The sequence below is a fragment of the Microbulbifer sp. ABE4_465 genome, assembly GCF_056160765.1.
The window spans coordinates 834,815-858,085 of record NZ_JBSWXV010000001.1 but is presented as its reverse complement, the minus strand read 5'-3'; the positions used below and the strand labels follow the sequence as shown (position 1 = coordinate 858,085).

Below are 23,271 nucleotides of genomic sequence, written 5' to 3'. Positions count from 1 at the left end.
GAGATTTGTCCGTCATGAACCCTATGCAGAAAGACATTGCGGAAACGGCTGTACCCCCTGTTTCTTCGGATACCGGGCAGGAGGAACTAAATTCCGCTGAGCTCCAGTGGTTCGATCGACTCGCCAGAAAGTTGGTGTTGGCAAAACTGCGCTCGATCAGTGTGGGGACTCTTTACGTTCATGAGAATTTCGGCGAAAAGTCGGTGGCTCAGTTTGGACAGGTTGCAGGCTTCTCGGATATCGAGGCGCACATTCATGTCGACGATCCGTCGACGTACACCCAGGTACTTCTTAACGGAACAATTGGTTCTGGAGAGGCCTATATGGAATCGGCGTGGCGCTCACCGGACTTGGTTCAGGTGATCCGGCTGATGGTCGCCAATGTCGACTTGCTACAGGACCTCGACTCGCGCTGGAGTTTCCTGCACAAGGCAGTGCTGAAAGTGTTGCATCGATTGAATATGAACTCTCTGCGGGGTTCTCGAAAGAATATCGCTGCGCACTATGATCTTGGAAACGATTTCTTCGGGCTTTTTCTTGATCCCACGATGTTGTACTCGAGCGCGGTGTTTCCGTCCGATGGTGCGAGCCTGACTGAGGCATCTGAATTCAAAATGGCCAGGATTTGCCGCAAGTTGCAGTTGAAGCCTTCCGACCATCTGCTCGAAATTGGTACCGGCTGGGGCGGCATGGCGGTTTACGCGGCGAAGCACTTTGGGTGCAAAGTGACTACGACCACCATTTCCCGCGAACAGTACGAATATGCAAGGTCTTGGGTTGAACGGGAAGGGCTGGGTGACAGGGTAACGCTTTTGCTCAAGGATTATCGAGAGCTGGAAGGGCAGTTTGACAAGATCGTATCAATCGAGATGATCGAAGCAGTCGGTCATCAGTACTATGCCACGTTTTTCAGTCGCTGCAGCGCGCTTCTGAAAGAGGATGGAATCATGGTGATGCAGGCGATTACTATCCAGGATCAACGTTTCGATAGCTACAAGAACAGTGTTGATTTCATTCAGCGCTACATCTTCCCTGGCGGTTGCCTGCCATCCAATCAGGTCGTCGCAAATAATGTCGCCGAGCACACCGATATGCAGATCGTTGGGCTCGACGATATTACTTTTGATTATGCAAAAACGCTCGCGTCCTGGCGTGATAAATTTTTCGAACATATCGATGATATCCGTGCTCAGGGTTTTGACCAGCGCTTTATCAATATGTGGGACTTTTACCTCTGCTATTGCGAGGGCGGTTTTCTGGAGCGGGCTATCAGTACTGCACAGTTCACCTTCGCCAAGCCCCGTTGTCGCAAGCTTCCGGATTTGCACTGATACAGTTCTCTTACCCTGATGCGAACTTTGAGCAGTTAACGGAGTTATACGAGTTCCTCAATGATCACGTCGCTACTGGTTATGTCACTTTCGGTGTTTGGTTGTGCCGCTCCGGAAGACGTCAACGAGCGCGCTGAAATAGTCGGTCTAGCGGTATCACCCGCCGATGGCGCTGCGCAATATTGCGAGTACTTCCTTCCTGATCAGGGCCAGTGGCGTGTTCTGTACTTTGATCCCGCGGGAGTGAAAATCGCAGAAAAGCGGTTGCATGGTGATCTGGTTAGCGAGCCTTTGGTCACGGAGCCCCGGCCCGAGGTCGCACAGGAGGACTTTCGGCTTGGGGAAGTCCGGGAGGTTGTACGGGCCGGTGGAGACTGGTTGCTGCGCTATCGTCCGCATGCAGGCGCGAGAATGAAGGAGCGAACTGTGCCCGTCTCGCAGCTGGATGTGGTGGACGCGGGGTTCGATGCTTATGTGCGCGAGCATTATCAAGTTCTCGCGGCAGGGGAAGCGATAGAGTTTGGCTTTGCGTCGCCGCCACACGGTCGCGCTGTTCGCTTGCAGGCCCGTTCCGCATCCTGTCGCTCGAGTGAGGCATTCCTTTGTGTCGACGTCGGTTTGGCCAGCGGACTGTTGCGCTGGATATCTGGCTCGCTTATCTACCTCGAGTACGCGGTCGCGTCTGGCGGCGCTGGATTGCCAGATCAGGATCTGCGCGCTGCCGATCGCGTCGGGCTCCGTCTCAGCAAATTCCGCGGTACCGTGAATGTGCTGGATGGCGCGGGCGAATCCCAGGTTCTCGAAATCCAGTATCACTATCGGTAGGGTGGACAAGCCCACCATTCTGGTCACTTAGCGCTGCCTACCTTTCAGTCTCTCTCCACTTTCACTCCTGTGTCACTGTTACTTCCATCCAGCTTTTCTCTAAGCGACATCTTGTATATTGCAAACCACCATGGCGCGATCTTCCACATTGGTCTAAACCTAAGAGGATACAGGCGACAAAATGTGATGAGGAGCGCCAATGAAGTTCAGTTTTATGGCCGCTGTGGGCCTGAGCGCAGTAACCCTGTTTGGCTGTGCCTATCAGCAGGAGCAGGTGTACGGAGCCGGCGATATCGTGATCGATACGCAGGGGGTCAATATGCGGCAATATCAGCTGGACTTGGCAGACTGCAAATCCATGTCGATGGCGGCGCGCAATGACGCCGGTCGACGCGGTGTCACTCGTGCCGCGGGAGGCGCGTTGCTGGGCGGTGCGCTGGGCGCAATTATTGGTGATACCAGCAGCGCCGCGGCGGGTGCTGCAGCGGCCGGTGCGCTGATCGGCGGGGTTAGTGGCGTGGGTAGTGCCCATGCTGAACAGAATTACATTGCGCGCAACTGCCTGCGCGGACGCGGGTATCGAGTGTTGAACTAGTGCTGCGGTAAGTTATTCGGCAAACCACAGGATGTTGCGCCGGGCTTGTAAGCCCGGCTTTTTTGCGTCTGGTCGCTGCTTGGTGTGCCTGTCTCCGATTCTCTGTCATCAAACTGACATGAAAAATTCATATCCCTGACTCCACCTTTTCGAATATGTCGTTAGAATCTCCGCAAAAATAGCAGGGGGTTTCATGCGCATATTTTCTAATCTGATTTTGACGGTTTTCCTGTCTTTCGCTGGTGGCTTGGTCGCCGCCGAGCCACAGGACAACGTGCACGCGAAACTCGAACAGCGTGTTTCTGCGATCATTGACCGTATGTCTGAAGAGCTTTCACCGGCCGAGCGAATTGCGCTGACGCCGGAGTCAGTGGTGGCGTTTCTCTCGCCGGAGGAGCGCGATTACCTCGGCACGGCTTTTTCCCGCTTCCAGGTAGATCGCAGTGCGGTCATTTTTGTCGCATTTGACGCGTCCTACGGAGAGACGCCGTTCTGGCTTGTTGACCAGAAATTCACTCGTCGTGCGGAGCTGGATTTTATCGTGGATGAGGAAGACCCATACCACGTGTGGTCTAAAGAGGTGGCGCCTGGTGCGGTGCACCTTGGGGTACCGAGCCTCTCCGGCGAGCTGAAACCCTATCTGGTCTTTGCTGCTCCGGCCAATGGGCGCGAGATGGTCAGAATCACTCCGCTGACGGCAGGCGCTGATGTTGAAATTGCAAAGGTCGGCGGCAAGCCGTTTATTGACGACAACGATTACTTCAATACCCTGCCGAAAGCATTGGTGGGGCTTCCGGTGCTGCGTAGTTTCGAGAGTTGGGAGCTTGTTTCCCGCTTTGTTGGGTATTTCCGTGAGACGCGCTACCCGTCATCTCCGCGCCCAGACCATTTACAGCTGACCTGGCAGGGAGACCCGGCGACCAGTGCCACGGTGCAGTGGCGGACCGATGACAGTGCGCGTCAGGGGCTACTGTGGGTGGCACCCAAAAGTGACTTCTTTGCGCGCGGCATGAAAGGAGTAGAGCGCAAGACCGCCAAATCTATCGAATTGCGCACCCGTCAGGTGGTCAATGATCCGGTGGTGCGATTGCACCGGGTTGCCTTGCAGGGACTCAAGCCCGCGACCGATTACCTCTATGCGGTGAGTGCCGACGGCGGCAAGAGCTGGAGCGAGCCGCGAGAGTTCCGCACCGCGGCGTCCGTGCCGAATGAGCCATTCTCGTTTGTCTATCTCGGTGACCCCCAGAATGGGCTGAATCGCTGGGGGCAGTTGATCCGTCAGGCCGACTTTGAATTCCCGCACGCGCGCTTCTACATGATTGCGGGAGACCTGATCGATCACGGCCAGGAACAGGATAACTGGGACCAGTTTTTCCACGAGGGCAGTTCCGTATTCGATCGTTCCATGGTGGTGCCGGCACTGGGCAACCACGACAGCCACGGTGGCCACCCGACCCTGTACCTGAAGCAATTTGCGTTGCCTGAGAACGGCAGCAGCAAGCTGGATCCCGGGCGCACGTACCATGTGACCTATCAGGACTTGCTTGTGGTGGTCATGGACTCCAACTATCACCTGGTGGAACCCGAGCTGCAGGTGGACTGGCTGGATCGAGTGCTGGGCGAGAGCGATGCACGCTGGAAAGTGGTGATTTATCACCACCCGTTCTATGCCTCCCGCGAAGGGCGTGATAACAAATCCATCCGCGATACCTGGGGCCCAATCTTCGACAAACACAATGTCGATATCGCATTCCAGGGGCACGATCACGCCTATATGCGCACTGTCCCAATGCGTGGCAACGAGCCGGTTGCCAAGGGTGAGCAGGGCACTATCTATCTGGTGGCCGTCTCCGGCACCAAAATGTATGAGCAGGAGTTACCGGAGTTTGCGGCGTTTGGTGCAGTGAATACCCGAACCTATCAGGTAATCGATGTGGACCCACTGATCGGCTCACTCAAGTACCGTGCAATTGACGATCAGGGAACGGTGATTGATGAGTTTTCACTGATGAAACCGGCGGGAAGCGCGCAGGCCAAGAGGTAATAGCGGTCCTGAAAAATATCATCCAGTGATAGATCCAGACACAAAAAAGCCCGGAATTTCCGGGCTTTTTTGTGTCTGGAACCGTTGGCGCAGTTACTGCCCCAGGGTGAACAACTGAGTGTTGCCACCAGTGGCAACGGTATTGATGGTCTTCGTTTTTTCGTTGGCGAAGCGGAACAGGTAGTGCGGACCACCGGCTTTGGGACCGGTGCCGGACAGGCCCATACCACCAAATGGGTTTACGCCAACTACCGCGCCGACCATGTCGCGGTTTACATAGCAATTGCCTGCGTCGATGCGTTTGAAAATCGCTCCGGCACGCCCTTCGATACGGGAGTGCAGCCCGAAGGTCAGGCCGTAGCCTGTAGCGTTGATCCGGCGGATTACATCTTCCAGCTCGTCGGCCTTAAAGCGCACCACATGCAGGAAGGGGCCAAATACTTCGCGCTTGAGCAGATCAAAGTTTTCAATCTCGACTACCTGCGGGCCAAAGAACGTACCGCTGGCTGGCTGTTTTGCCGCGTCGAAGGAGAATAGCGGCTTGGCTTCCTGAGCCATACGCTCGCGATGTTTCTCAAGCAGACCCAGGGCTTTTTCGTCAATGACGGGGCCGATATCGGTTTCCAGTCTGGACGGATCGCCCAGGCTCAGTTCTTCGCACGCGCCTTTCAGCATGTTCAGCAGGTTGTCCGCGATCACGTCCTGTACGCAGAGGATGCGCAGTGCGGAACAGCGCTGACCGGCACTGAGGAACGCGGATTGAATGACATCGTCCACCACCTGTTCGGGCAGGGCAGTGGAGTCCACGATCATTACGTTCTGGCCACCGGTTTCCGCAATCAATGGAACAATCGGACCATCTTTGGCAGCCAGCTGCATGTTGATGTGCTTGGCGGTTTCTGTTGAACCGGTGAAGGCAACACCGGCAACGCGCGGGTCATCCAGTAGTGGTTTGCCGACGGCGGCGCCTGTACCGGTAATCAGGTGCAGTACCTTTGCCGGAACGCCCGCTTCATGCATCAACTGGATGGCGCGGGCGGCGATCAGTGGGGTTTGCTCTGCGGGCTTCGCCAACACGCCGTTGCCGGCGGCAAGAGCGGCGACTACCTGGCCGGTGAAAATGGCCAGTGGGAAATTCCACGGGCTGATGCAGACAAAGACACCGCGGCCACACAGGCTCAGTTCGTTGCTTTCACCGGTTGGTCCCGGCAATACCGTCGGTGTGCTGAAATGCTGGCGTGCACCGTTGGCGTAGTAGCGACAGAAGTCGACCGCTTCACGCACTTCAGAAATACCGTCGTTCAGGGTTCGGCCGGCTTCGCGGCAGATCATTGCCACCAGCTCGTCCAGGTGTTGCTCGTACAGGTCGGCGACCTTGTCGAGGATCTTCGCGCGTGCATTGCCGCCGAGGCGGTTCCAGGCACGCTGGTGCTCGGATGCCAGTTCGAACGCTTGCTGAATTTGTGCCGCACTGGCGTTGGCAGTATGGCCGACCAGTTCGCCGGTCGCCGGGTTCACCACGGGCAAATCTGCCGCAGTGGCAACACCGTTAACGATGGGACCACCGGTCCAGGATTGATCCTGGGTGGCTTCCACTGCCTGCAGCAACGGCCCGACGGCATGTGGGTCAGTAAGCTCGATACCGGATGAATTTTTGCGTGGCAATGCCTCGTGGCCCAGATAGATGTCCGCTGGTACCGGGATTTCCGGATGGCGGTACGGGTTGCAGGCTTCACTTTGCTTGAGGGTATCCTGCACCAGTTCTGCGACCGGTGTTTTTTCGTCCATAAAGCGGTTGACGAAAGAGCTGTTGGCACCATTTTCCAGCAGGCGGCGAACCAGGTAGGGAAGCAGGTCTTTATGTGCGCCGACCGGCGCATAGACCCGTACCGGTACGCGCTTGCCGTGTACCGCTTCGATCTGGTCGTAAAGCAGATGGCCCATGCCATGCAGGCGCTGGAATTCGTAGTCATTCCCGTCGCCTGCCAGCTCAAGGATCAGGCCTACGGTGTAGGCGTTGTGGGTGGCGAATTGCGGGTAGATGGCATCGCGACCATCCAGAAGTTTCTTCGCGCACACCTGGTAGGAGAGGTCGGTGTGGCACTTGCGGGTATACACCGGGTAATCCGCCAGGCCCATCTGTTGCGCGTGCTTGATCTCGGTGTCCCAGTAGGCACCTTTTACCAGGCGCACCATCAGTTTGCGCCCGGTGTCGCGGCCGAGGGCGATCAGCCAGTCGGCGACGTGGGGGGCGCGCTTTTGGTAAGCCTGCAGAACAAAGCCCAGCCCCTGCCAATTGGCCAGCTCCGGATCGCGGGCGAGAGACTCAAAGATGTCCAGGGAGATATCCAGGCGCTCGGCTTCTTCCGCATCGATGTTTAGTCCCATATCGTACTTGGCCGCGGCTGCACACAGGGACTTTACGCTGGGCAGCAGTTCGGTCATTACGCGCTCGCGCTGCAGTTCGCTATAGCGCGGATGCAGGGCCGAAAGCTTGATGGATATGCCGTTGGCCTCCACCACATCGCGTTTGGTGTTGTCAGCGCCAATGGCTTCAATGGCCATCATGTAGGCGTCGTAGTAGCGCTGCGCATCGGACATGGTGCGCGCGCCTTCGCCCAGCATATCGAAGGAAAAGCGGGTGCCCGGCACGTTTTCCGCGGGGCCACGTTTGAGTGCTTCCTTGATGGTGCGACCGAGCACATACTGGCCGCCCATGATTTTCATCGCCTGCATCATGGAGGTGCGGACCATGGGCTCGCCCATGCGGCTGACCAGGCGTTTCATCATGGTAGATGGCTTTTCCGTGATGTCCGGGTCCAGCTCCACAATGTTGCCGGTGAGCATCAAACCCCAGGTGGAGGCATTCACGAACAGGGAGTCAGATTGGCCGCGATGGCTGGACCAGTTGCCAGAGTGCACCTTTTCGGCGATCAGTTTGTCGGCTGTGTCCGCGTCCGGTACCCGCAGCAGGGACTCCGCCAGGCACATGAGCGCCACGCCCTCCTTATTGGAAAGGCCGAACTGCTGAAGAAAGGCATCCAGTGTGCCGCGCTTGCTGCGCTGCTCGCGGGATTTGACCACCAGCTGGCTCGCGGTCGACAGGATTTTCTCCCGCAATGCTTCGCCCGGGCGCGGGGCCGCCAACAGCTCACTGACGCACTGGTTCTCGTCCGCATGCAGATACTTGCGGGCGTTCTGGCGCGCGCTCTTCAGTTCTCCGGCGAAGTGTGTAGGCATAGGTATTTCCTTAGAACTCCCTGGGGGAAATGGATGCAGGATAAAAACCCGGATTATGTGGGATTAATCCCAGAATTAATCTCCATTTTGGAAGAAAGTGTGGTTAAATATCGGGGTTATCCGGTTAATCACCAGTAGGGTATTTTGCTATGTCTCGGAAATTGGAAGATCTGGACCGTATTGATCGCCAGATTCTGCGGATTCTTCAGCGCGCAGGCCGCCTTCCCAATGTGGAACTGGCGCGACGCGTCAATCTGAGTCCTACGCCGTGCCTCGAACGGGTCAAGCGTTTGGAGCGTGAAGGCTTTATTAAAGAATATGTTGCGCTGCTGGACCCGCTGAAGGTCCATGCGGGCCTCGTTGTCTATATCCAGGTATCCCTGACGGATACCGCGACCGAAGCGCTGGAAGCATTCAATAAGCATTTGTCCAGTCTCGAAGAGGTTCAGGAGTGCCACATGGTGGCCGGCGGCTTTGACTACCTGGTAAAAATTCGTATCAAGGATATGCTCGGGTACCGCCAATTCCTTGGCGAAAAGCTCGCTTCGGTACCCGGTGTGCGGGAAACCCATACCTATGTGGTGATTGAGGAAGTAAAAACCGATACCTCGGTGGCTATCCCGGAGCAGGACCTCAAAAGCGGCAAGCGCTGAGTGTTCCGTGGTACCCGTCTCTGTATGGAAACGTCCGTTCCCCAGACCGTGAGCAATAACCGCCGCGCGACCTGGTTTGCGCTGGCGGCAGTGCTGTGCTGGTCTACAGTGGCCAGCGCATTCAAGCTATCCCTGCAGTATCTGTCTCCGCTGCAGTTGGTGACCATTGCGTCTGTTGTATCCACCGTGTTTATGGGGGCGGTAGTAGTGTGGCAAGGGCGTGTGCGGGAAATAGGCTGTGCCTGGCGGCATTCCCGGGGCTGGTTTCTTGCTCTGGGATTTTGCAATCCCTTCCTCTATTACCTCGTTCTGTTTCATGCCTATGATTTGCTGCCGGCACAACAGGCACAGCCTCTCAATTACACCTGGGGAGTAGTGCTTGCGCTGTTATCCGTGCCGGTGCTGAAGCAGACGTTGCGCCGGCAGGACCTGCTCGCTGGTCTGGTGTGCTATGGCGGGGTACTGGTGATTGCCACCCGGGGGAATCTGGCCGAGCTTCACTTTGAGCAGCCTTGGGGCGTTGCGCTGGCACTGCTCAGTACCCTGATCTGGTCCTGCTACTGGTTGTTGAACACCCGTATCGGTGGCAATGCGGCGGTAAATCTGTTTCTGACATTCTGTTGCGGGCTGCCCTGGTTGGCGGCTGCAGTGTGGTGGCAGGGGGGATGGCATTGGCCGCCGCTCGCCGGTTGGATTGGTGCTACCTACGTTGGCCTGTTCGAAATGGGAATCGCCTTCCTACTCTGGCAGGCTGCGCTGATGCATTGCGACAATACTGCGCGTATCAGTAACTTTATTTATCTCTCCCCGCCGTTGTCGCTGTTGCTGATTGCCCTGCTGGTTGGAGAGAGTATTCACCTGGCCACCATTGGTGGGTTGGCACTGATACTTCTGGGTGTGGCAATCCAGCAGGGTGCAGTACGGCGGTTGTTGCTGGGTCGAAAGTCGATTAAACACTTATAACAATAACGATGCATTCCGGGATATACGTAACGGCCAGATGCATTCGAAGATGAGCGAGAAACTGTCATGAATTTTGAACTGTCCGATGAACAACAGATGATTCAGGAAGCTGCGCGGCAGTTCGCTGACAGCGAACTGAAGCCGATAGCCGCCGATCTGGATAAAACCGGCAACCGCCCGCTGTTTTTACAAAAGCTCAAGGAACTGGCAGAGCTTGGGTTTATGGGAATCAATATCGACCCGGAATTCGGCGGTACAGGGGCGGGAACCGTCGCCTTCGGTCTCGCCATTACTGAAATTGCGCGGGGCTGTGCCTCCACTGCCACCACGACTTCGGTTACCAACATGGTGGCTGAAGTGATTCAGACAATGGGAACCGAAGATCAAAAAGGGTATTTTCTGCCCAAGATCTGCAGTGGCGAATACCCGGCGGGATCATTCTGTCTGACGGAGCCAAGCTCCGGTTCCGATGCTGCGGCCATGCGAACCCGTGCGGTGAAAGACGGTGATCACTACGTTTTGAATGGCAGCAAACTGTTTATCAGTAGTGCCGAGTTTGCCGGGGTGTTCGTGGTTTGGGCGGTGACCGATTCCGCAGCGCCGAAAGGAAAGGGCATTTCCTGTTTTCTGGTGGAGGCCGGTACGCCGGGACTGGTGATCGGCAAGGCAGAAGAAAAGATGGGGCAGAAGGCCTCGGTCACGAATGAAGTCGCCTTTGAAGATTGCCGTGTGCCTGCGGCCAATATGCTGGGTGACGAAAACCGTGGTTTTCGCATAGCTGCAGGTGAGCTGGCGGGTGGTCGGATCGGCATTGGCTCTCTGGCGCTCGGTATCGGGCTCGAAGCATTGGATTGCGCTCGGGCTTATTTACAGGAGCGCGAGCAGTTCGGCAAACCATTGGCCCAGTTCCAGGGTTTGCAGTGGCAGTTAGCGGATAAATTTACCGAGATGGAGGCTGCCCGTCTGTTGCTGTTACAGGCTGCATGGCAAAAGGATGTCGGCAAGCCATTCGGGCCTACAGCGTCCATGGCAAAACTGTATGCTTCTGAAAAGGCCAATGAAGCCTGTTACGTTGCCCTGCAAATGCATGGTGGTGTTGGTTACACTCGTGAGTTTCCACTTGAGCGGATGGCGCGCGATGTGCGTATCACCACTATTTACGAGGGTACCAGTGAAATTCAGCGCTTAATTATTGCCCGTCATCTACTGGAAGGCGTGCGCTAACTCGCGAGTATCGGCCACACTCGCAATAAAAAAGCCCCAGTAGCCGCACCCGGCTGCTGGGGCTTTGTGGTTTGTGGGGTAGGCCACGGTTCCCGTTTCAAAGATTTTAAGGAGGGTCGGATTTTGAATCCTCAGACTGACACACCCCAAAGACAGGCTTGGCTGGTCGGGGCGCGGGAGGCCATCCCGTTGCTTGGTGGATATATCCCCGTGGCGATTTCCTTTGGTCTGATTGCGGTGCAGTCCGGGTTTACTGCGTGGGAGTCGGTACTGATATCCACGCTCGTTTACGCCGGTGCATCCCAATTCCTGTTTGTCGCTATGGTCGCTGCCGGTGCGCCGCTGTGGTTTGTGGTGGTAATGACTTTGTTGATCAATGCGCGGCACCTGGTCTACGGCCCGAATATTGCGCCCTGGCTTTCAGGAAGCCGATGGTGGCCCTGGCTGATGCATGGATTGACCGATCAGATTTTCGCGCTGTCTCATGTGCGCCTGCCCCAGCTCCGAGCCGATGAGCGGATGGGCTGGTATATCGGTGTTTCTGTCGTTGCATGGTTCAGCTGGATTGGCGGGACGGCACTGGGGGCTGTTGCTGGCAAAGAGTTAACACAGCGCTGGCCGCTGCTCGGCGAAGTCATGCCGTTTGCTCTGCCCGCGTTGTTCCTGGTTTTACTGGCTCCGAAATTCGCGTCCAGACACTGGGCTATTACTCTTGCTGCAACGGTCACGATCGCACTTTCCTTTGCCGTGTTCGGTATGAAAAACGCCGCAATTCCAATTGCTGCCCTGTGTGGGGGGCTGGTGTATTACGGTCTTAATATCTTGGTGCGCGACAAAATTAACCGCGCTGGTGGGGGATAGAATGGGTAGCGAACTCTGGTTTGCGCTAATAGCCACTGCACTGGGCACCTTCTTGATGCGGGCACTGCCGCTGATGTGGATGCGTCGACACCTCATGCGAAAGCAGGCCGCCAATTCGCTGGATGCAATGCCTGCATGGCTTACGGTGCTCGGACCGCTGATGATTTCCGCGATGTTTGGCGTGTCGCTGGTGCCATCGACAATCAACGCCGTCAGCTGGTGGGCAACGGGTGTCGGTGTGCTGGTTACCTATGTTGTGTGGCGCTATACCCACTCGCTAGGCTGGCCGGTGTTTGCCGGTGTCGCCGCATACGGGGGCATCGTACTAATGGTCAGCGCCGGCATTTAATCGGGATTGCGGCGTACAGATCACCCTGGATGTAATTCGTGCTCAGATTGACGGTGGCGTTGGCCGCAGCAACCGGCAAGCGCTACTACACTCTGCCTATAAAGACCTGATTGTGAGAAGACTGAATTTTCGATGTCGAGTCACCTAATCGCGCTGTTAAAAGCCTGGTATCCGTTGCGGGATCGTTGCGACTGGGTTCTGGGCAGCGTCTATAAAACCGAAGGCCCCTGCTACCGAAAAGCGGGCGCAATGATGCTGTTCAGTTCCGACGGGCACCAGCTCGGTATGCTGAGTGGTGGTTGCCTCGAATCAGATATTCACCAGCAGGCCCGCCGGGTTATGCACAGCCGGCGTGCGGTTACCCTGACCTATGACGGCAGTGATGAAGACGACCTGTCGTTCCAGCTTGGGATAGGGTGTGGTGGTACCGTGCATATCCTTTTGCAGCCGGTGTATCAGGAGAATCTCTACCTTCATCTGGACCAGCTGCATCAGGCACTGCAATCATTCCGCTCCGGTTATTTTTATCAATTGATACCGGGTAGTGATGGTTCGGTGTGCACCCGCTTTATGGGCAACGATCCCGTGGAGCGTCGTTCTTTTCGGGGCAGTGCGCAGCTCGTGGAAGAGGGCACAACTCTCTGGTTGTGCACCGCGGTTTCACCGCCACCCCACCTGCTGATTGTTGGTGGTGGAATTGATGCTCGACCACTGGCAGCGATGGGGCACCAATTGGGCTGGCGTATCAGTGTCTGGGATTCTCGTCCAGCCAACGGGCGGCGAGAGTATTTTCCTCATGCCGATGAACTTCTGAGCTGTCCGGTAGAAGAGTTGCGAGACTTCGCCCGTAATCAGCAGGTCAACGCAGTGGTGTTAATGAGTCACAATATTGCACTGGATGCTGCGGCTTTGTCGGTTCTACACGGGGAGTCGCTGTTGTATCTCGCACTGCTTGGCCCGCATAACCGCCGGGATCGCGTCGTTCGCGAGGCCGGCCTCGAATCGAACCAAACACAGCAAAAGATATCCGGTCCAGCGGGTCTTGAAATCGGTGCGGACCTCCCGGAAACCATCGCGCTATCCATTCTCGCTGAGTGCCAGGCTGTGTTGAATCAGGGAAGCGGGCGATCTATCAGCGGTACGCTTGCCCATGTCTGAGCTCCGAATTGCGGCACTTATTATGGCTGGCGGTGCGTCGACGCGATTCGGTGGCTGCAAGCATCTGGCTGATGTCGATGGCCAGCCCATGCTGCTACGGGCTATTCACTGTGTTCGGGAATTGGTCACGGATACCTACGTGGTTACCGGAGCGTGGCACCGTGAAATCAGCAAGGCCTTGTGCCACGAGCGCCGCGCCGGTGTGACACTCGTACGTAACGCCGAGTGGCAAAGGGGGCTGGGTACGGCAATCGCCACAGGGGTAGGTGCACTTGAGGCCGAGTATGATGGGGTACTGATTACTCTTGCGGATCAGGTGGCCGTTACCCGTAACGATATCCGGGCACTCCTCACGCAATTTCAAGGGGATAATATGGCCTGCGGGGTTTATGCGGGAAGCCGGGGGGTGCCGGCTATATTTGGTGCGCAATATTTTGATCTTCTTCTTCGCCTCTGTGGTGATCAGGGGGCGCGGTCAATACTGAATACTGCGGAATTCCCAATTGCCGAGTGTGAAATGCCGCGCGCTGCCATTGATATAGATACCCACCAGAATCTTGTTCGTTGGCACGAAAACTAGTGGTCCATCGAATCGGACGGTTCCGAGCATACTCACCTGCGGCCTCCTGGCACAAATCTTCTCCCACTATTTCGCTGTGGGAAAATCATCAAATCTGTTTAATTCCCCACGCTTATCGTATCGACAACCTAGTGTAATCCGGGAAATGGTGCCGAAGTACTACTTTATGCAATACCGGGACTCTCCCTGGGTGGAACCGTGGTATTGACGGATAAGGGCGAAAAGTTAACGGTTTTGACGCTAACCCTTTCTCCGAGAAAGAATAATATTTGATCTTCGAAACAAACTTGGATGATTAGCAATGCGACGTTCTGCACTTAAACTGGCTTTACCGCTATTAACACTTATGGCGTGTTCCGCAAATGCGGAGACGTTTACCCTGAATAGTAGTGATATCTCTCACGGCGAATTCATGAATAAGCAGCATGAATTCCAGGGGTTTGGTTGCAGTGGCGATAATGCCTCACCGCAACTTTCCTGGAAGGGCGCTCCGGAAGGCACCGAAGCGTTCGCGTTGATGGTCTACGACCCGGATGCGCCGACGGGCAGTGGCTGGTGGCACTGGCAGCTGATCAATATTCCTGCTTCGGTAAACAGCCTTCCGGCTGGAGCAGGCGATCCAGGTAAGAAACTGGCGCCAGACGGTAGTGTCAGTATCGCCAATGACTACGGCGTAAAGGGATTTGGTGGCGCCTGCCCTCCGCAAGGCCATGGTGTACATCGATATCAGTTCACTTTGCACGCTCTGTCGAAAAAACTCACCCTTCCTGAGGGCGCATCTGGAGCCCTGGCTGGCTATATGGTGAAGGCGCACTCTCTGGCTTCCACGAACATAGAAGCCCTGTACGAGCGTAAATAAACAGCCAAAGTCTCCAGTGCTTGGAAGACTATTTCTTGCTTAGGTGGCAGGGTGCTGTAGAATTTTGCCGTATCACTGCTCGCAGAAAGCCTTTCCTGCGTATTCGCTTGAGATGATGGTTTATCTCGGTCACTCGGTGGTGTTATTCCAATGGATGGACAGGAAGCGTTGTGGTTTCAGGTAAATTAATGGGGCAGCGGGCTCTCTCGCACGAAGTGCTTAAGGATATGGCAAGAACCGCTGTTGGCGGTAGCGCTGTCCTGCCATTTTCCGTTTATTCTTCGGTCAAGGAACAGCGCTTGGCCAATGTTCCCGTTATTAAGCCGCTACTTATCTTTATTCTTGGTGGCACTAAGCTCCTGGGAAAGGAAAAGGAGAAGTGCCCCTCAGGAAGTTTTGTATTCCTCTCCAATAGCCCCGATGTGGATATGAGAAATATCCCCAGTAGCGATAATGAGTATTTTGCTGTATTGCTGGAGTTTGATTATTCTGACTTCAGTCAATTTGGACACAAACCGAAGAGTTCTAAGAAGTATTTCCAGGGGGAGATTGATAGATCATTAGGTTTGGCTCTCGGTCAGCTGATAGAGTTTTCGACTCAGGTGCCACATGAGGCCCTGAAGTTTCGCAAGCAAGAGCTATTGAACTTAATCTACTTGTCTGGTCACGAAGAGGTTTGCGCTATAGCCGAACCTCCGAGTTTGAGTCACCAGGTATATGAAATAATCAACCGTGATATCTCGGAAGATTGGGGCGTCGATCGACTTTGCACGATTTTGTGTATGAGCGAATCGACATTGCGCCGGAAGTTGAAGGCCGAAAACACAAGTGTCCAGAATATCAAGAATCGAACCAAGCTCGGCTTCGGCTTGCATTTGGTGCAAAGTACGATTGAACCCATCGGAATCATCGCTGAGCGATGTGGATATCGATCACAATCCCGTTTTACTGATCAGTTCAAGATGTTGTTTGGTATGACGCCGAGCGAGCTGAGAAAAACGCGATAGAAGGATTAGGGTGAAGCTTTGCCGGTTTTATAGGTTTTATGGGTTTTGGGGTGCGCCAACTCTTTTAGCGTGATTCGTGCATCTACCCGCCAATGAGATACGCTCGCGAACAGCAGCGCTGCTTAATCAGCGCTGCTTTCCGGGTATTCGATGACCGAAATATAGTAAGTCACCCAATTTTCAAACTGCTGAATCTCTACCTCGTCATCTAACCGCTTTCCCAGTATTGCGCGCGCAACGGGGGAATCCATTGATATCAATCCTTCCTTTACGTTGAACTCATCCGGGCCGACAATACGGTACTTCACGGTATTGCCATCTTCGTCTTCCAGCGTCACCCAGGCGCCGAAGAATACTTTTTCCCGGTCGTCGGGAATACGGTCGACCACGGTTATTTCTTCGAGTCGTTTTGTGAGGAAGCGGACACGACTGTCGATTTCTCGCAGCCGCTTCTTGCCGTAGATATAGTCCGCGTTTTCGCTGCGGTCTCCGAGTTTTGCTGCATCGCTCACGGCCTGGGTAACTCGCGGGCGTTCAACTTCCCAGAGAAGTTTTACCTCTGCACGCATACGCGCTGCCCCTTCTGCTGTTATATAGCGAGAGCCGCGTGGCCGCGGTGGGCGCCAGCGGCCCATCAGGGCTTTGCCTCTAAATTGTCGATTGCGATCCCCGGGCCAGCTTTCGGCAGCGGGAAATCAAAGATGCGGCTGTAAAATTCCAGCTCACCTTCCAGTGCCATTTTGATACTGCTCGCCGAGCGGAAACCATGTCCTTCGTCTTGGAATGTAATGTAGGCCACTGGAGTACCGCGTTCGCGCAATGCGTTTACCATGGTTTCCGCTTGGTTCGGTGGCACGACTTTATCTTCCATGCCCTGGAAGAAAATCACCGGACACTGCAGCTGTTCAATATGGTTGATGGGGGAGCGTTGCCGATAAATGTCTGTGGCCTCTGGCCAGGGGCCGACCAGATTGTCGAGATAGCGAGACTCAAATTTATGTGTATCCTGCGCGAGGGTACTCAGATCGCCGATACCGTAGTGGCTTGCACCTGCGGAAAATGTGTTATGGAAGGTGAGGGCGGCCAGTACGGTGTATCCCCCGGCGCTGCCACCTTTGATGAGCAGCCGCTCAGGATTGGCGAGTCCCTGTTCTACGAGATACTCCGCTCCGGCACAGACATCCTCGACATCGAGCAGGCCCCAGTTGTTTTTCAGTCGATCGCGGTAGGCGCGACCGTAGCCGGTACTGCCCGAATAATTGACATCCAGTATGCCGAAACCGCGGCTTGTCCAGTATTGGACCTTCAGGTTGAGGCCGGCGGAGGTTGATCCGGTAGGGCCGCCGTGGCCGAACACGATCAGGGGTGGCTTCTCATCCGGGCATCCGCGGAAATTCGGGTTGTGCGGCGGATAATAAAAACCATGTACCTCGCGTCCGTCTTTCTCAAAGGTCACTGACTGTGCTGGCGAAAAATTAGCTGCATCTATGGGGGATGAGCTACTGCTGAATACGGTTTGTATGTCGCCTGACTCTCCGGAATACAGGTACACAGCTGGGAACTCGATTGCACTGCTGCCAATAAAGAGCGCCTGGTTTTGCTCGCAGCGGACGCTTTCGAAGTCACATCCGGGGTGCTCCACTAGGGTGTGTGTGCCGCGTTTCAGGTCAATACGTGCGAGCTGCCAGCGTCCGCTTTCAGTAAATGTGCAGAACAGCGTATCCCGGTCCAGAAAGCCGTAGGTGGACATGCTGAAAACCCATTGGGGTGTGGCGAACTCTGCGGCCTTTTCCCAAAGAGGGGTGTCGCTGCCGGTCCAGTAAATATTCCACCAGTTGTTTTTGTCGGAGACGTAATACAGGTCACCGGCTGGCGACCATTGTGGCTGGAAGATGGACTCGCCTGTGCTGCCGGCTACTTTTTCGATTTTGCTAACGGCGCCATCCCGATTAAGTTCCGCAAGCATTAGCTCCGTGGCGTCCCAGGGCATATCCGGGTGGTGCCACTGCAGAAAGCTCAGTTGCTTTCCATCGGGGCTGAGGCTGGGTGAGGCGTAAAAGTCAGCACCTTCGGCGAGCACTGTGTAGTGGAGCCGTGTGCTGTCTCTCTCGTGATTTTGTTCGCCTTGCCGCTCGGCGTCATCCAGATCAATGGCGATCAATTGCGCCACTGGCTCTTGATCCGGGTTTGATTCATCTTCCAGGACACAGATCAATCGATTGTGGTGATGGTCCAGTTGCAGATCAGCGTAATGAAAGGGGCCCTCAGGGGTCACCGCTTCTGGTGTCTGGCTATCCAGTGCCATCCTGTATATACGCTGGTCGGCGGCGAGTACAAAATATACCGCGCCGTTTCCTACGGTATAGGCGCCGCCGCCATATTCGTGTGCTTTGGAGCGAACGCTCAGCGGCGCTGGAATCAAATCCCGTTTGCGTATGTTATCCGGTTCGTCGATCTCACATTGCACCAGTACCGAGCGGCCTTTTTCTGCGGGGCGGGATTCCAGCCAGTAGGCTTTTCCATCAAACAGTCGTACTTCACTCAGACGTACGTTGCCAGCTGTGAGGAGGTCGGCGTTGATTGCCGACTGCCAACTTCCGTAGGGGGCCTCTTTCTGTGTCGAATCGGGTGCTTTGTCGGTTTTATGATCACTTCTGGACAAGCTGGTTCTCCTATCGCCCGGAATATTTCTTTGCGTCATTGTACGCCGGTCGAACCGGCCGGCAAGAGGCGCTGTTTCGCCAATTGCGATTGTGCTACGCTCGGCCATACCCTAGAAAACCAAGCAAGTGCTTGGTCGGCTTTGTGTGTCACATGACGGGTTACGCGGGTCTTTGTATCTTGTGTTTCGTGCAATGATGCATGCTCAACATAGCTGGCCAAACCTGCGTCTGCCGGGAGATCCGCAATGTCTGAGTCATCGCCCGCCGCCACATTGGCTTCGTCCGATGAGGTGGTAATTACCTGTGCTTTAACCGGCGTCCTTACCAATCCCGCTCAGTACCCGGTACCGGTGACGCCACAGGAAATGGCTGCTTCTGCAAAGGAGGCTTTCGATGCCGGCGCTTCCGTCATGCATATCCATTTTCGTGTACAGGAGCCGGGCAAGGGGCATTTGCCGAGCTGGGACCCTTCGGTTGCGCGGACCATTGCCGAGGCTATTCGCGAATCCTGCCCTGGCGTTATCTTGAATTTCACCACCGGAACCATTGGTCGTGATCAGCGGGGTGCGCTGGATTGCCTGCGCGCCGGGAAGCCCGAGATTGCTGCGTGTAATGCGGGGAGTCTCAACTACCTTAAGGCCCGCGCCAGTGGCGAATGGGCGTGGCCGCCCATGCTGTTTGAAAACAGCGTGGAGAAGGTGGAGGAGCTGCTTGACGTGTGCCGAACAGAGGGGATACGTCCGGAGTTCGAGTGCTTCGATGTCGGTATAGTTCGGTCTGTTGGGATGTTTTCCGACGTAGGCATGGTCGCGCAACCGAATTACAACCTGGTGATGGGGGTAGCTTCCGGCATGCCCGCAGACAGTGATCTGCTGTCTATTCTGCCTCGTTATATGAAGCGCGGTGCGCTGTGGCAGAGCACACTGATTGGTCGTGAAGAAATCTGGCCCGTACATCGTAGAACCGCAGAGCTCGGAGGGCACTTGCGCAGTGGAATGGAAGACACATTCTATTTACCCTGCGGCGAACGCACCCGTGGAAATGGCGAGTTGATCGAGGCTCTGGTTCAGGTGGCGGAGCAGGCCGGTCGCACCGTTGTGTCTCCTGAACGGGCACGGCAGATTTTTCTCTAGGGGGAAACTGAATACGCTGGAAATGCCTCTCGGTGCGCGGGGTTGGTCGTTAATCGGTGCGACTTACACAGTGAATGGCTGGCCCTTCGCAAGATATGCAACGCCGTTCTCTGCAACTGCTAGTCTTAGATTGATTGCGCTATTTGGCGCCAGTTGGTTAAGACACTTTCGGAATATTCCGGAACCGGTTCATAGCGGTGGAGTGGAGTATGCAGGGTATTTGGGATAGCTTGGCTGCACTGGTGAACTGGGGGAACAGTCTGACCTGGGGCGGTCTTTGGGGGATCTGGTGGCTGGGCATCCTGATTGCCGCGCTGCTGCCAGCTGGCCTCTATTTCACCATTCGAACCCGCTTTATTCAGTTTCGTGCCTTTGGCCATATGCTGCGAGTAATGGCACGCAGCTTTCGCAAAGAGCACGATGGCTCGGTTTCATCCTTTCAGGCATTTGCCACCAGTGCGGCAGCTCGTGTCGGCACGGGCAATATCGCTGGCGTCGCGGTAGCGATAACCGCTGGCGGACCCGGTGCCATTTTCTGGATGTGGGTCGTTGCCATGGTCGGTATGGCGACGAGTTTCATCGAAAATACCCTGGCACAGGTATTCAAAGAACAGGGGGAGACGGCAGGGACTTTTCGTGGCGGCCCGGCCTACTACATTGACAAAGGGCTGGGGCACCGTTGGAAGTGGCTTTCCGTTGTTTTTTCCGTTTTTCTGATTATCTGCTTTGGTTTCTTTTTTAATGCGGTACAGGCCAACGCCATGTCGGAGGCGATACACGCAGCCTGGGGTGTCAATCCTATGCTGGTGGGTGCGCTGATCGCCGTACTGGCCTCATTGATCGTTTTTGGCGGGATCAAGTCCATCGGCAAATTTGCCGGGGTTGTGGTGCCGGTTATGGCATTGATCTACATCGCGATTGCCGTTGTTATCATCCTGATGAATTTTTCCCGTGTACCGGAAGTGTTCGGCCTGATCTTCAGCAATGCATTTGGGATGCAGGAGGCGGGGGCCGGTGCCTTTGGGGCTGTAGTGGCAAATGGTATAAAGCGAGGCCTGTTTTCCAATGAAGCGGGTATGGGGTCGTCCCCGAATGTGGGCGCGGTTGCCGATGTGAAACACCCGGTGGTTCAAGGTTATGTGCAGATGGCATCCGTGTTCCTGGATACCATGATGATCTGCAGTGCCACCGCGGCCATCATTCTGCTGAGTGATGTCGAGCTGGGCGGGATGGTAGAAGGTGTAACCCTCACTCAGGCGGCACTAGCCAGTGAAGTGGGTGAGTGGGGCAGCAGTTTTATTGCGCTCGCACTAATTTTCTTTGCTTTTACCTCTATTATCGCCAACTACTACTACGCGGAAACCAATATCTTTTATCTGTGGCACTCACGGGTATCTATTGCGTGTTATCGGTTTCTGTATATTGGCTTTATTCTATTCGGTGCCTGGGTGGCCTGGAGCGGGAGCTCGGGCAACTTTCAGTTGCTGTGGAACATGGCCGATATGTCCATGGGTTTTATGGCCAGCGCTAACTTGCTTGCGATACTGCTGTTGTCCGGCGTTGCTATCAAAGTGTTTGCGGACTATGAGGCACAGCGGGACCGCGGTATCGATGAGCCTGTATTCGATGCGCGCAAACACGATATTCGCGGAATCGAAAGTGATGTTTGGGGTGGCGGTCCGCATGTTCCCGGTGAGCACGACTGACCCACTACTAGCTGGCGCGCCTATTTTTTAGTGCCGACAGTGTCACCCATTCAAAGGTGTCAACTCCTGGTCGCTCTCGATCATGACCAGCGCCTGGCCGGTTTTAATTTGGTCACCGACATTGCCTGAAATGGAGCGCACGATCCCGTCGCAGTCCGATCTCAATGCATGCTCCATTTTCATCGCTTCCATGGTTGCCACGAGGTCACCACGTCGGACCCGGGTGCCCACCTCTACGCAAACCTCGATCAGGCTACCCTGCATCGGCGCCCGGATTTCGCCGCTACCCTCCAATTCAGTACCCCGGGCCGGGGTGTAGGTCTCATCGGTGAATTCCCATTGTTGCCCCGCAAAGATCAGCGTAAGCAGCGCGTTTGCCCGATACCACTGAGCCGACACCTGCTGCCCATTGATCAATACAGGCTGTTTTTTCGCGGAGGCGGCGTGCAGTGGCTGGGGGACGGCGATGTGAATGGTTTCACCGGATTCGCCGTCCAGTTGATATTCGCCATTCCCTGCTGATCTTAGGCGAAACGGGGTGACGGCTTCCCCGTCGGAAATCAGGTATTGCCGGGGAGCGGGGTAGCCTCCACTGTGCCAATTGGCGCGACCTTTGTGCAGGTCGACCGGTGATAGTGTGAGGTGGTGGAGTAATGTGACAGCGAGTGCCCTGGCGGTTTGCCCAGACGATTCAGATGCGGACCTTGCAGTAAATTGTGTGGTAATAAAGCCTGTATGAGCACCGCCACTAGCGAACGTGGAGTCCTCAAGGATCTGTTTTAGAAAAAAGCGATTGTTGCGCGGGCCAATGAGCGGGAGGTTGTCCAGCGCCTCGACCAGGTGGTTACGTGCCTGCAAACGGCTTTCTCCCCAGGCCATCAACTTCCCCAGCATGGGATCGTAGTAGGGGGAGATGTTCAGGCCTGTCTTTAGTCCGTGATCAAATCGGACTCCGGCGGTAGCGGATATGCTGCCCTCGGCTAACGCACCCGAAGGCTCCCATGCCTGAATAATGCCACTCTGGGGAAGAAATTCGTGCTCTGGGTCTTCTGCATAAAGGCGTACTTCGATCGCGTGGCCGCGCAACATCACGTCTGATTGTGCGAGGGGGAGGGGTTCTCCGCGAGCAATGGCCAACTGCCACGCGACCAGATCGGTACCTGTGATCAGTTCTGTCACGCCGTGCTCTACCTGAAGCCGGGTATTCATCTCCAGGAAATAGAAGTTTTCATCAGCGTCCAGTAAAAACTCGACGGTGCCGGCTCCGGTGTACTGGCACGCTTGTGCGAGGGCGACCGCCGACTGGCCCATTCTTGCTCGCAGCGCCGGGCTGACTGCGGGTGATGGAGCCTCTTCCACCATCTTCTGATGGCGACGTTGCACTGAGCAGTCCCGCTCGCCGAGGTGGATGCAGTTTCCCTGTTGGTCCGCAAAAATCTGAATCTCGATATGTCGGACCTGGCTCAGGGCTTTTTCCAGAATGACTTCGTCGCTGCCGAATGCGGCAAGGGATTCTGATCTCGCCGACTTGAGCTGTGCATCGAATGCCTGGGAGTCCTCGGCGATACGCATTCCGCGCCCTCCGCCACCCGCTGCGGCCTTGAGCATCAGAGGGTATCCGATTTTGTTGGCCTGGCGGCGCAATTCCGCCGTATCGTCACTGCCCTGATAACCCGGAATACACGGCACCCCGGCAGAAATCGCAAATTCTTTCGCACGACTCTTATTCCCCATCAGTTCGATGACTTCGGCAGATGGCCCAATAAACGTCAGCCCGGCCTTTTCACAGGCGCGGGCAAATTCGGCATTTTCTGACAGGAATCCATAGCCGGGGTGAACACAGTTGGCGCCACCACGCAGTGCGGCATCGATAATTTTTTCAATATCCAGATAGGATTCTTGTGGGGTGTTACCGCCAATGGGTATCGCGATATCAGCAGCCTTAACATGAGGCGCTTTCCTGTCGGCATCGCTAAAAATGGCCAATGTGGAATAGGCGTGTTGCTTTGCCGTGCGCATGATGCGCAAGGCGATTTCCCCGCGATTGGCGATCAGCAATTTGGGCATGAAGTGGCTCCCT

General features: G+C 55.6%; 19 protein-coding genes. 15 read left to right on the top strand and 4 right to left on the bottom strand.

Features of this window, described 5'->3' with window-relative positions; genetic code table 11:
• Positions 1-14 precede the first annotated feature (14 nt).
• The 4 genes from ACXAG1_RS03470 (at position 15) to ACXAG1_RS03455 (ending at position 4,795) form a co-directional block, all read left to right on the top strand.
• The gene (locus tag ACXAG1_RS03470; protein ID WP_475092816.1) at positions 15-1,331 is read left to right on the top strand and encodes a class I SAM-dependent methyltransferase; all 1,317 of its coding nucleotides are present in this window, start codon (positions 15-17) and stop codon (positions 1,329-1,331) included.
• A gap of 60 nt (positions 1,332-1,391) precedes the next feature.
• Entirely contained in the window at positions 1,392-2,156 is a 765-nt protein-coding gene (locus tag ACXAG1_RS03465) for a hypothetical protein (protein WP_475092817.1), read from the top strand.
• Between the two features lie 199 nt (positions 2,157-2,355).
• The gene (locus ACXAG1_RS03460) at positions 2,356-2,751 is read left to right on the top strand and encodes a glycine zipper family protein (protein ID WP_475092818.1); all 396 of its coding nucleotides are present in this window, start codon (positions 2,356-2,358) and stop codon (positions 2,749-2,751) included.
• Positions 2,752-2,944: 193 nt separating this feature from the next.
• Positions 2,945-4,795, top strand: coding sequence for a purple acid phosphatase family protein (locus tag ACXAG1_RS03455; RefSeq protein ID WP_475118934.1), 1,851 nt, complete (start codon positions 2,945-2,947; stop codon positions 4,793-4,795).
• 93 nt (positions 4,796-4,888) lie between these two features.
• Here the strand turns inward: ACXAG1_RS03455 and putA are convergent, their stop codons facing one another.
• Positions 4,889-8,035, bottom strand: a complete 3,147-nt coding sequence (gene putA, locus ACXAG1_RS03450; protein WP_475118933.1) for a bifunctional proline dehydrogenase/L-glutamate gamma-semialdehyde dehydrogenase PutA — start codon at positions 8,033-8,035, stop codon at positions 4,889-4,891.
• A gap of 149 nt (positions 8,036-8,184) precedes the next feature.
• Between putA and ACXAG1_RS03445 the strand changes: the two genes are divergently transcribed.
• The 9 genes from ACXAG1_RS03445 to ACXAG1_RS03405 all read left to right on the top strand — a co-directional run bounded on the left by ACXAG1_RS03445 (position 8,185) and on the right by ACXAG1_RS03405 (position 15,689).
• Positions 8,185-8,688, top strand: coding sequence for an Lrp/AsnC ligand binding domain-containing protein (locus ACXAG1_RS03445; RefSeq protein WP_475092821.1), 504 nt, complete (start codon positions 8,185-8,187; stop codon positions 8,686-8,688).
• A gap of 24 nt (positions 8,689-8,712) precedes the next feature.
• Entirely contained in the window at positions 8,713-9,651 is a 939-nt protein-coding gene (locus ACXAG1_RS03440) for a DMT family transporter (protein ID WP_475118932.1), read from the top strand.
• A 66-nt stretch (positions 9,652-9,717) separates the two neighbouring features.
• Positions 9,718-10,875 carry an acyl-CoA dehydrogenase family protein gene (locus tag ACXAG1_RS03435; protein ID WP_475118931.1) on the top strand — a complete coding sequence of 386 codons (1,158 nt, stop codon included), beginning with the start codon at positions 9,718-9,720 and terminating at the stop codon, positions 10,873-10,875.
• A gap of 123 nt (positions 10,876-10,998) precedes the next feature.
• Complete coding sequence (locus tag ACXAG1_RS03430) at positions 10,999-11,736, top strand: AzlC family ABC transporter permease (RefSeq protein WP_475118930.1); 738 nt, start codon at positions 10,999-11,001, stop codon at positions 11,734-11,736.
• A 1-nt stretch (position 11,737) separates the two neighbouring features.
• Positions 11,738-12,085 carry an AzlD domain-containing protein gene (locus ACXAG1_RS03425; protein ID WP_475118929.1) on the top strand — a complete coding sequence of 116 codons (348 nt, stop codon included), beginning with the start codon at positions 11,738-11,740 and terminating at the stop codon, positions 12,083-12,085.
• Positions 12,086-12,217: 132 nt separating this feature from the next.
• Positions 12,218-13,243 carry an XdhC family protein gene (locus tag ACXAG1_RS03420; RefSeq protein ID WP_475118928.1) on the top strand — a complete coding sequence of 342 codons (1,026 nt, stop codon included), beginning with the start codon at positions 12,218-12,220 and terminating at the stop codon, positions 13,241-13,243.
• Positions 13,236-13,823 (top strand): nucleotidyltransferase family protein, encoded by a 588-nt coding sequence (locus tag ACXAG1_RS03415; protein ID WP_475118927.1) that lies wholly within the window; start codon positions 13,236-13,238, stop codon positions 13,821-13,823. The genes ACXAG1_RS03420 and ACXAG1_RS03415 overlap by 8 nt, the downstream gene beginning before the upstream one ends.
• Before the next feature lie 412 nt (positions 13,824-14,235).
• Positions 14,236-14,682 (top strand): YbhB/YbcL family Raf kinase inhibitor-like protein, encoded by a 447-nt coding sequence (locus ACXAG1_RS03410; protein ID WP_475092827.1) that lies wholly within the window; start codon positions 14,236-14,238, stop codon positions 14,680-14,682.
• A gap of 170 nt (positions 14,683-14,852) precedes the next feature.
• Positions 14,853-15,689, top strand: coding sequence for a helix-turn-helix transcriptional regulator (locus ACXAG1_RS03405; protein WP_475118926.1), 837 nt, complete (start codon positions 14,853-14,855; stop codon positions 15,687-15,689).
• Between the two features lie 122 nt (positions 15,690-15,811).
• Here the strand turns inward: ACXAG1_RS03405 and greB are convergent, their stop codons facing one another.
• Both greB and ACXAG1_RS03395 read right to left on the bottom strand, forming a co-directional pair.
• Positions 15,812-16,324 (bottom strand): transcription elongation factor GreB, encoded by a 513-nt coding sequence (gene greB, locus ACXAG1_RS03400; RefSeq protein ID WP_475118925.1) that lies wholly within the window; start codon positions 16,322-16,324, stop codon positions 15,812-15,814.
• Positions 16,324-18,351 (bottom strand): S9 family peptidase, encoded by a 2,028-nt coding sequence (locus tag ACXAG1_RS03395; RefSeq protein WP_475118924.1) that lies wholly within the window; start codon positions 18,349-18,351, stop codon positions 16,324-16,326. The genes greB and ACXAG1_RS03395 overlap by 1 nt, the downstream gene beginning before the upstream one ends.
• 246 nt (positions 18,352-18,597) lie before the next feature.
• Between ACXAG1_RS03395 and ACXAG1_RS03390 the strand changes: the two genes are divergently transcribed.
• Complete coding sequence (locus ACXAG1_RS03390; RefSeq protein ID WP_475118923.1) at positions 18,598-19,485, top strand: beta-keto acid cleavage family enzyme; 888 nt, start codon at positions 18,598-18,600, stop codon at positions 19,483-19,485.
• A gap of 209 nt (positions 19,486-19,694) precedes the next feature.
• Complete coding sequence (locus tag ACXAG1_RS03385) at positions 19,695-21,191, top strand: alanine/glycine:cation symporter family protein (RefSeq protein WP_475118922.1); 1,497 nt, start codon at positions 19,695-19,697, stop codon at positions 21,189-21,191.
• Positions 21,192-21,233: 42 nt separating this feature from the next.
• Here ACXAG1_RS03385 and ACXAG1_RS03380 read toward each other — a convergent pair whose 3' ends face one another.
• The gene (locus ACXAG1_RS03380) at positions 21,234-23,258 is read right to left on the bottom strand and encodes an acetyl/propionyl/methylcrotonyl-CoA carboxylase subunit alpha (RefSeq protein WP_475092833.1); all 2,025 of its coding nucleotides are present in this window, start codon (positions 23,256-23,258) and stop codon (positions 21,234-21,236) included.
• Positions 23,259-23,271 lie beyond the last annotated feature (13 nt).

Bases quoted from the DNA above. Each gene is read 5' to 3' on its own strand.
- ACXAG1_RS03470 (WP_475092816.1), top strand. From the start codon at position 15: ATGAACCCTATGCAGAAAGACATTGCGGAAACGGCTGTACCCCCTGTT.
- ACXAG1_RS03465 (WP_475092817.1), top strand. From the start codon at position 1,392: ATGATCACGTCGCTACTGGTTATGTCACTTTCGGTGTTTGGTTGTGCC.
- ACXAG1_RS03460 (WP_475092818.1), top strand. From the start codon at position 2,356: ATGAAGTTCAGTTTTATGGCCGCTGTGGGCCTGAGCGCAGTAACCCTG.
- ACXAG1_RS03455 (WP_475118934.1), top strand. From the start codon at position 2,945: ATGCGCATATTTTCTAATCTGATTTTGACGGTTTTCCTGTCTTTCGCT.
- putA (WP_475118933.1), bottom strand. From the start codon at position 8,035: ATGCCTACACACTTCGCCGGAGAACTGAAGAGCGCGCGCCAGAACGCC.
- ACXAG1_RS03445 (WP_475092821.1), top strand. From the start codon at position 8,185: ATGTCTCGGAAATTGGAAGATCTGGACCGTATTGATCGCCAGATTCTG.
- ACXAG1_RS03440 (WP_475118932.1), top strand. From the start codon at position 8,713: ATGGAAACGTCCGTTCCCCAGACCGTGAGCAATAACCGCCGCGCGACC.
- ACXAG1_RS03435 (WP_475118931.1), top strand. From the start codon at position 9,718: ATGAATTTTGAACTGTCCGATGAACAACAGATGATTCAGGAAGCTGCG.
- ACXAG1_RS03425 (WP_475118929.1), top strand. From the start codon at position 11,738: ATGGGTAGCGAACTCTGGTTTGCGCTAATAGCCACTGCACTGGGCACC.
- ACXAG1_RS03420 (WP_475118928.1), top strand. From the start codon at position 12,218: ATGTCGAGTCACCTAATCGCGCTGTTAAAAGCCTGGTATCCGTTGCGG.
- ACXAG1_RS03415 (WP_475118927.1), top strand. From the start codon at position 13,236: ATGTCTGAGCTCCGAATTGCGGCACTTATTATGGCTGGCGGTGCGTCG.
- ACXAG1_RS03410 (WP_475092827.1), top strand. From the start codon at position 14,236: ATGAATAAGCAGCATGAATTCCAGGGGTTTGGTTGCAGTGGCGATAAT.
- greB (WP_475118925.1), bottom strand. From the start codon at position 16,324: ATGGGCCGCTGGCGCCCACCGCGGCCACGCGGCTCTCGCTATATAACA.
- ACXAG1_RS03390 (WP_475118923.1), top strand. From the start codon at position 18,598: ATGTCTGAGTCATCGCCCGCCGCCACATTGGCTTCGTCCGATGAGGTG.
- ACXAG1_RS03385 (WP_475118922.1), top strand. From the start codon at position 19,695: ATGCAGGGTATTTGGGATAGCTTGGCTGCACTGGTGAACTGGGGGAAC.
- ACXAG1_RS03380 (WP_475092833.1), bottom strand. From the start codon at position 23,258: ATGCCCAAATTGCTGATCGCCAATCGCGGGGAAATCGCCTTGCGCATC.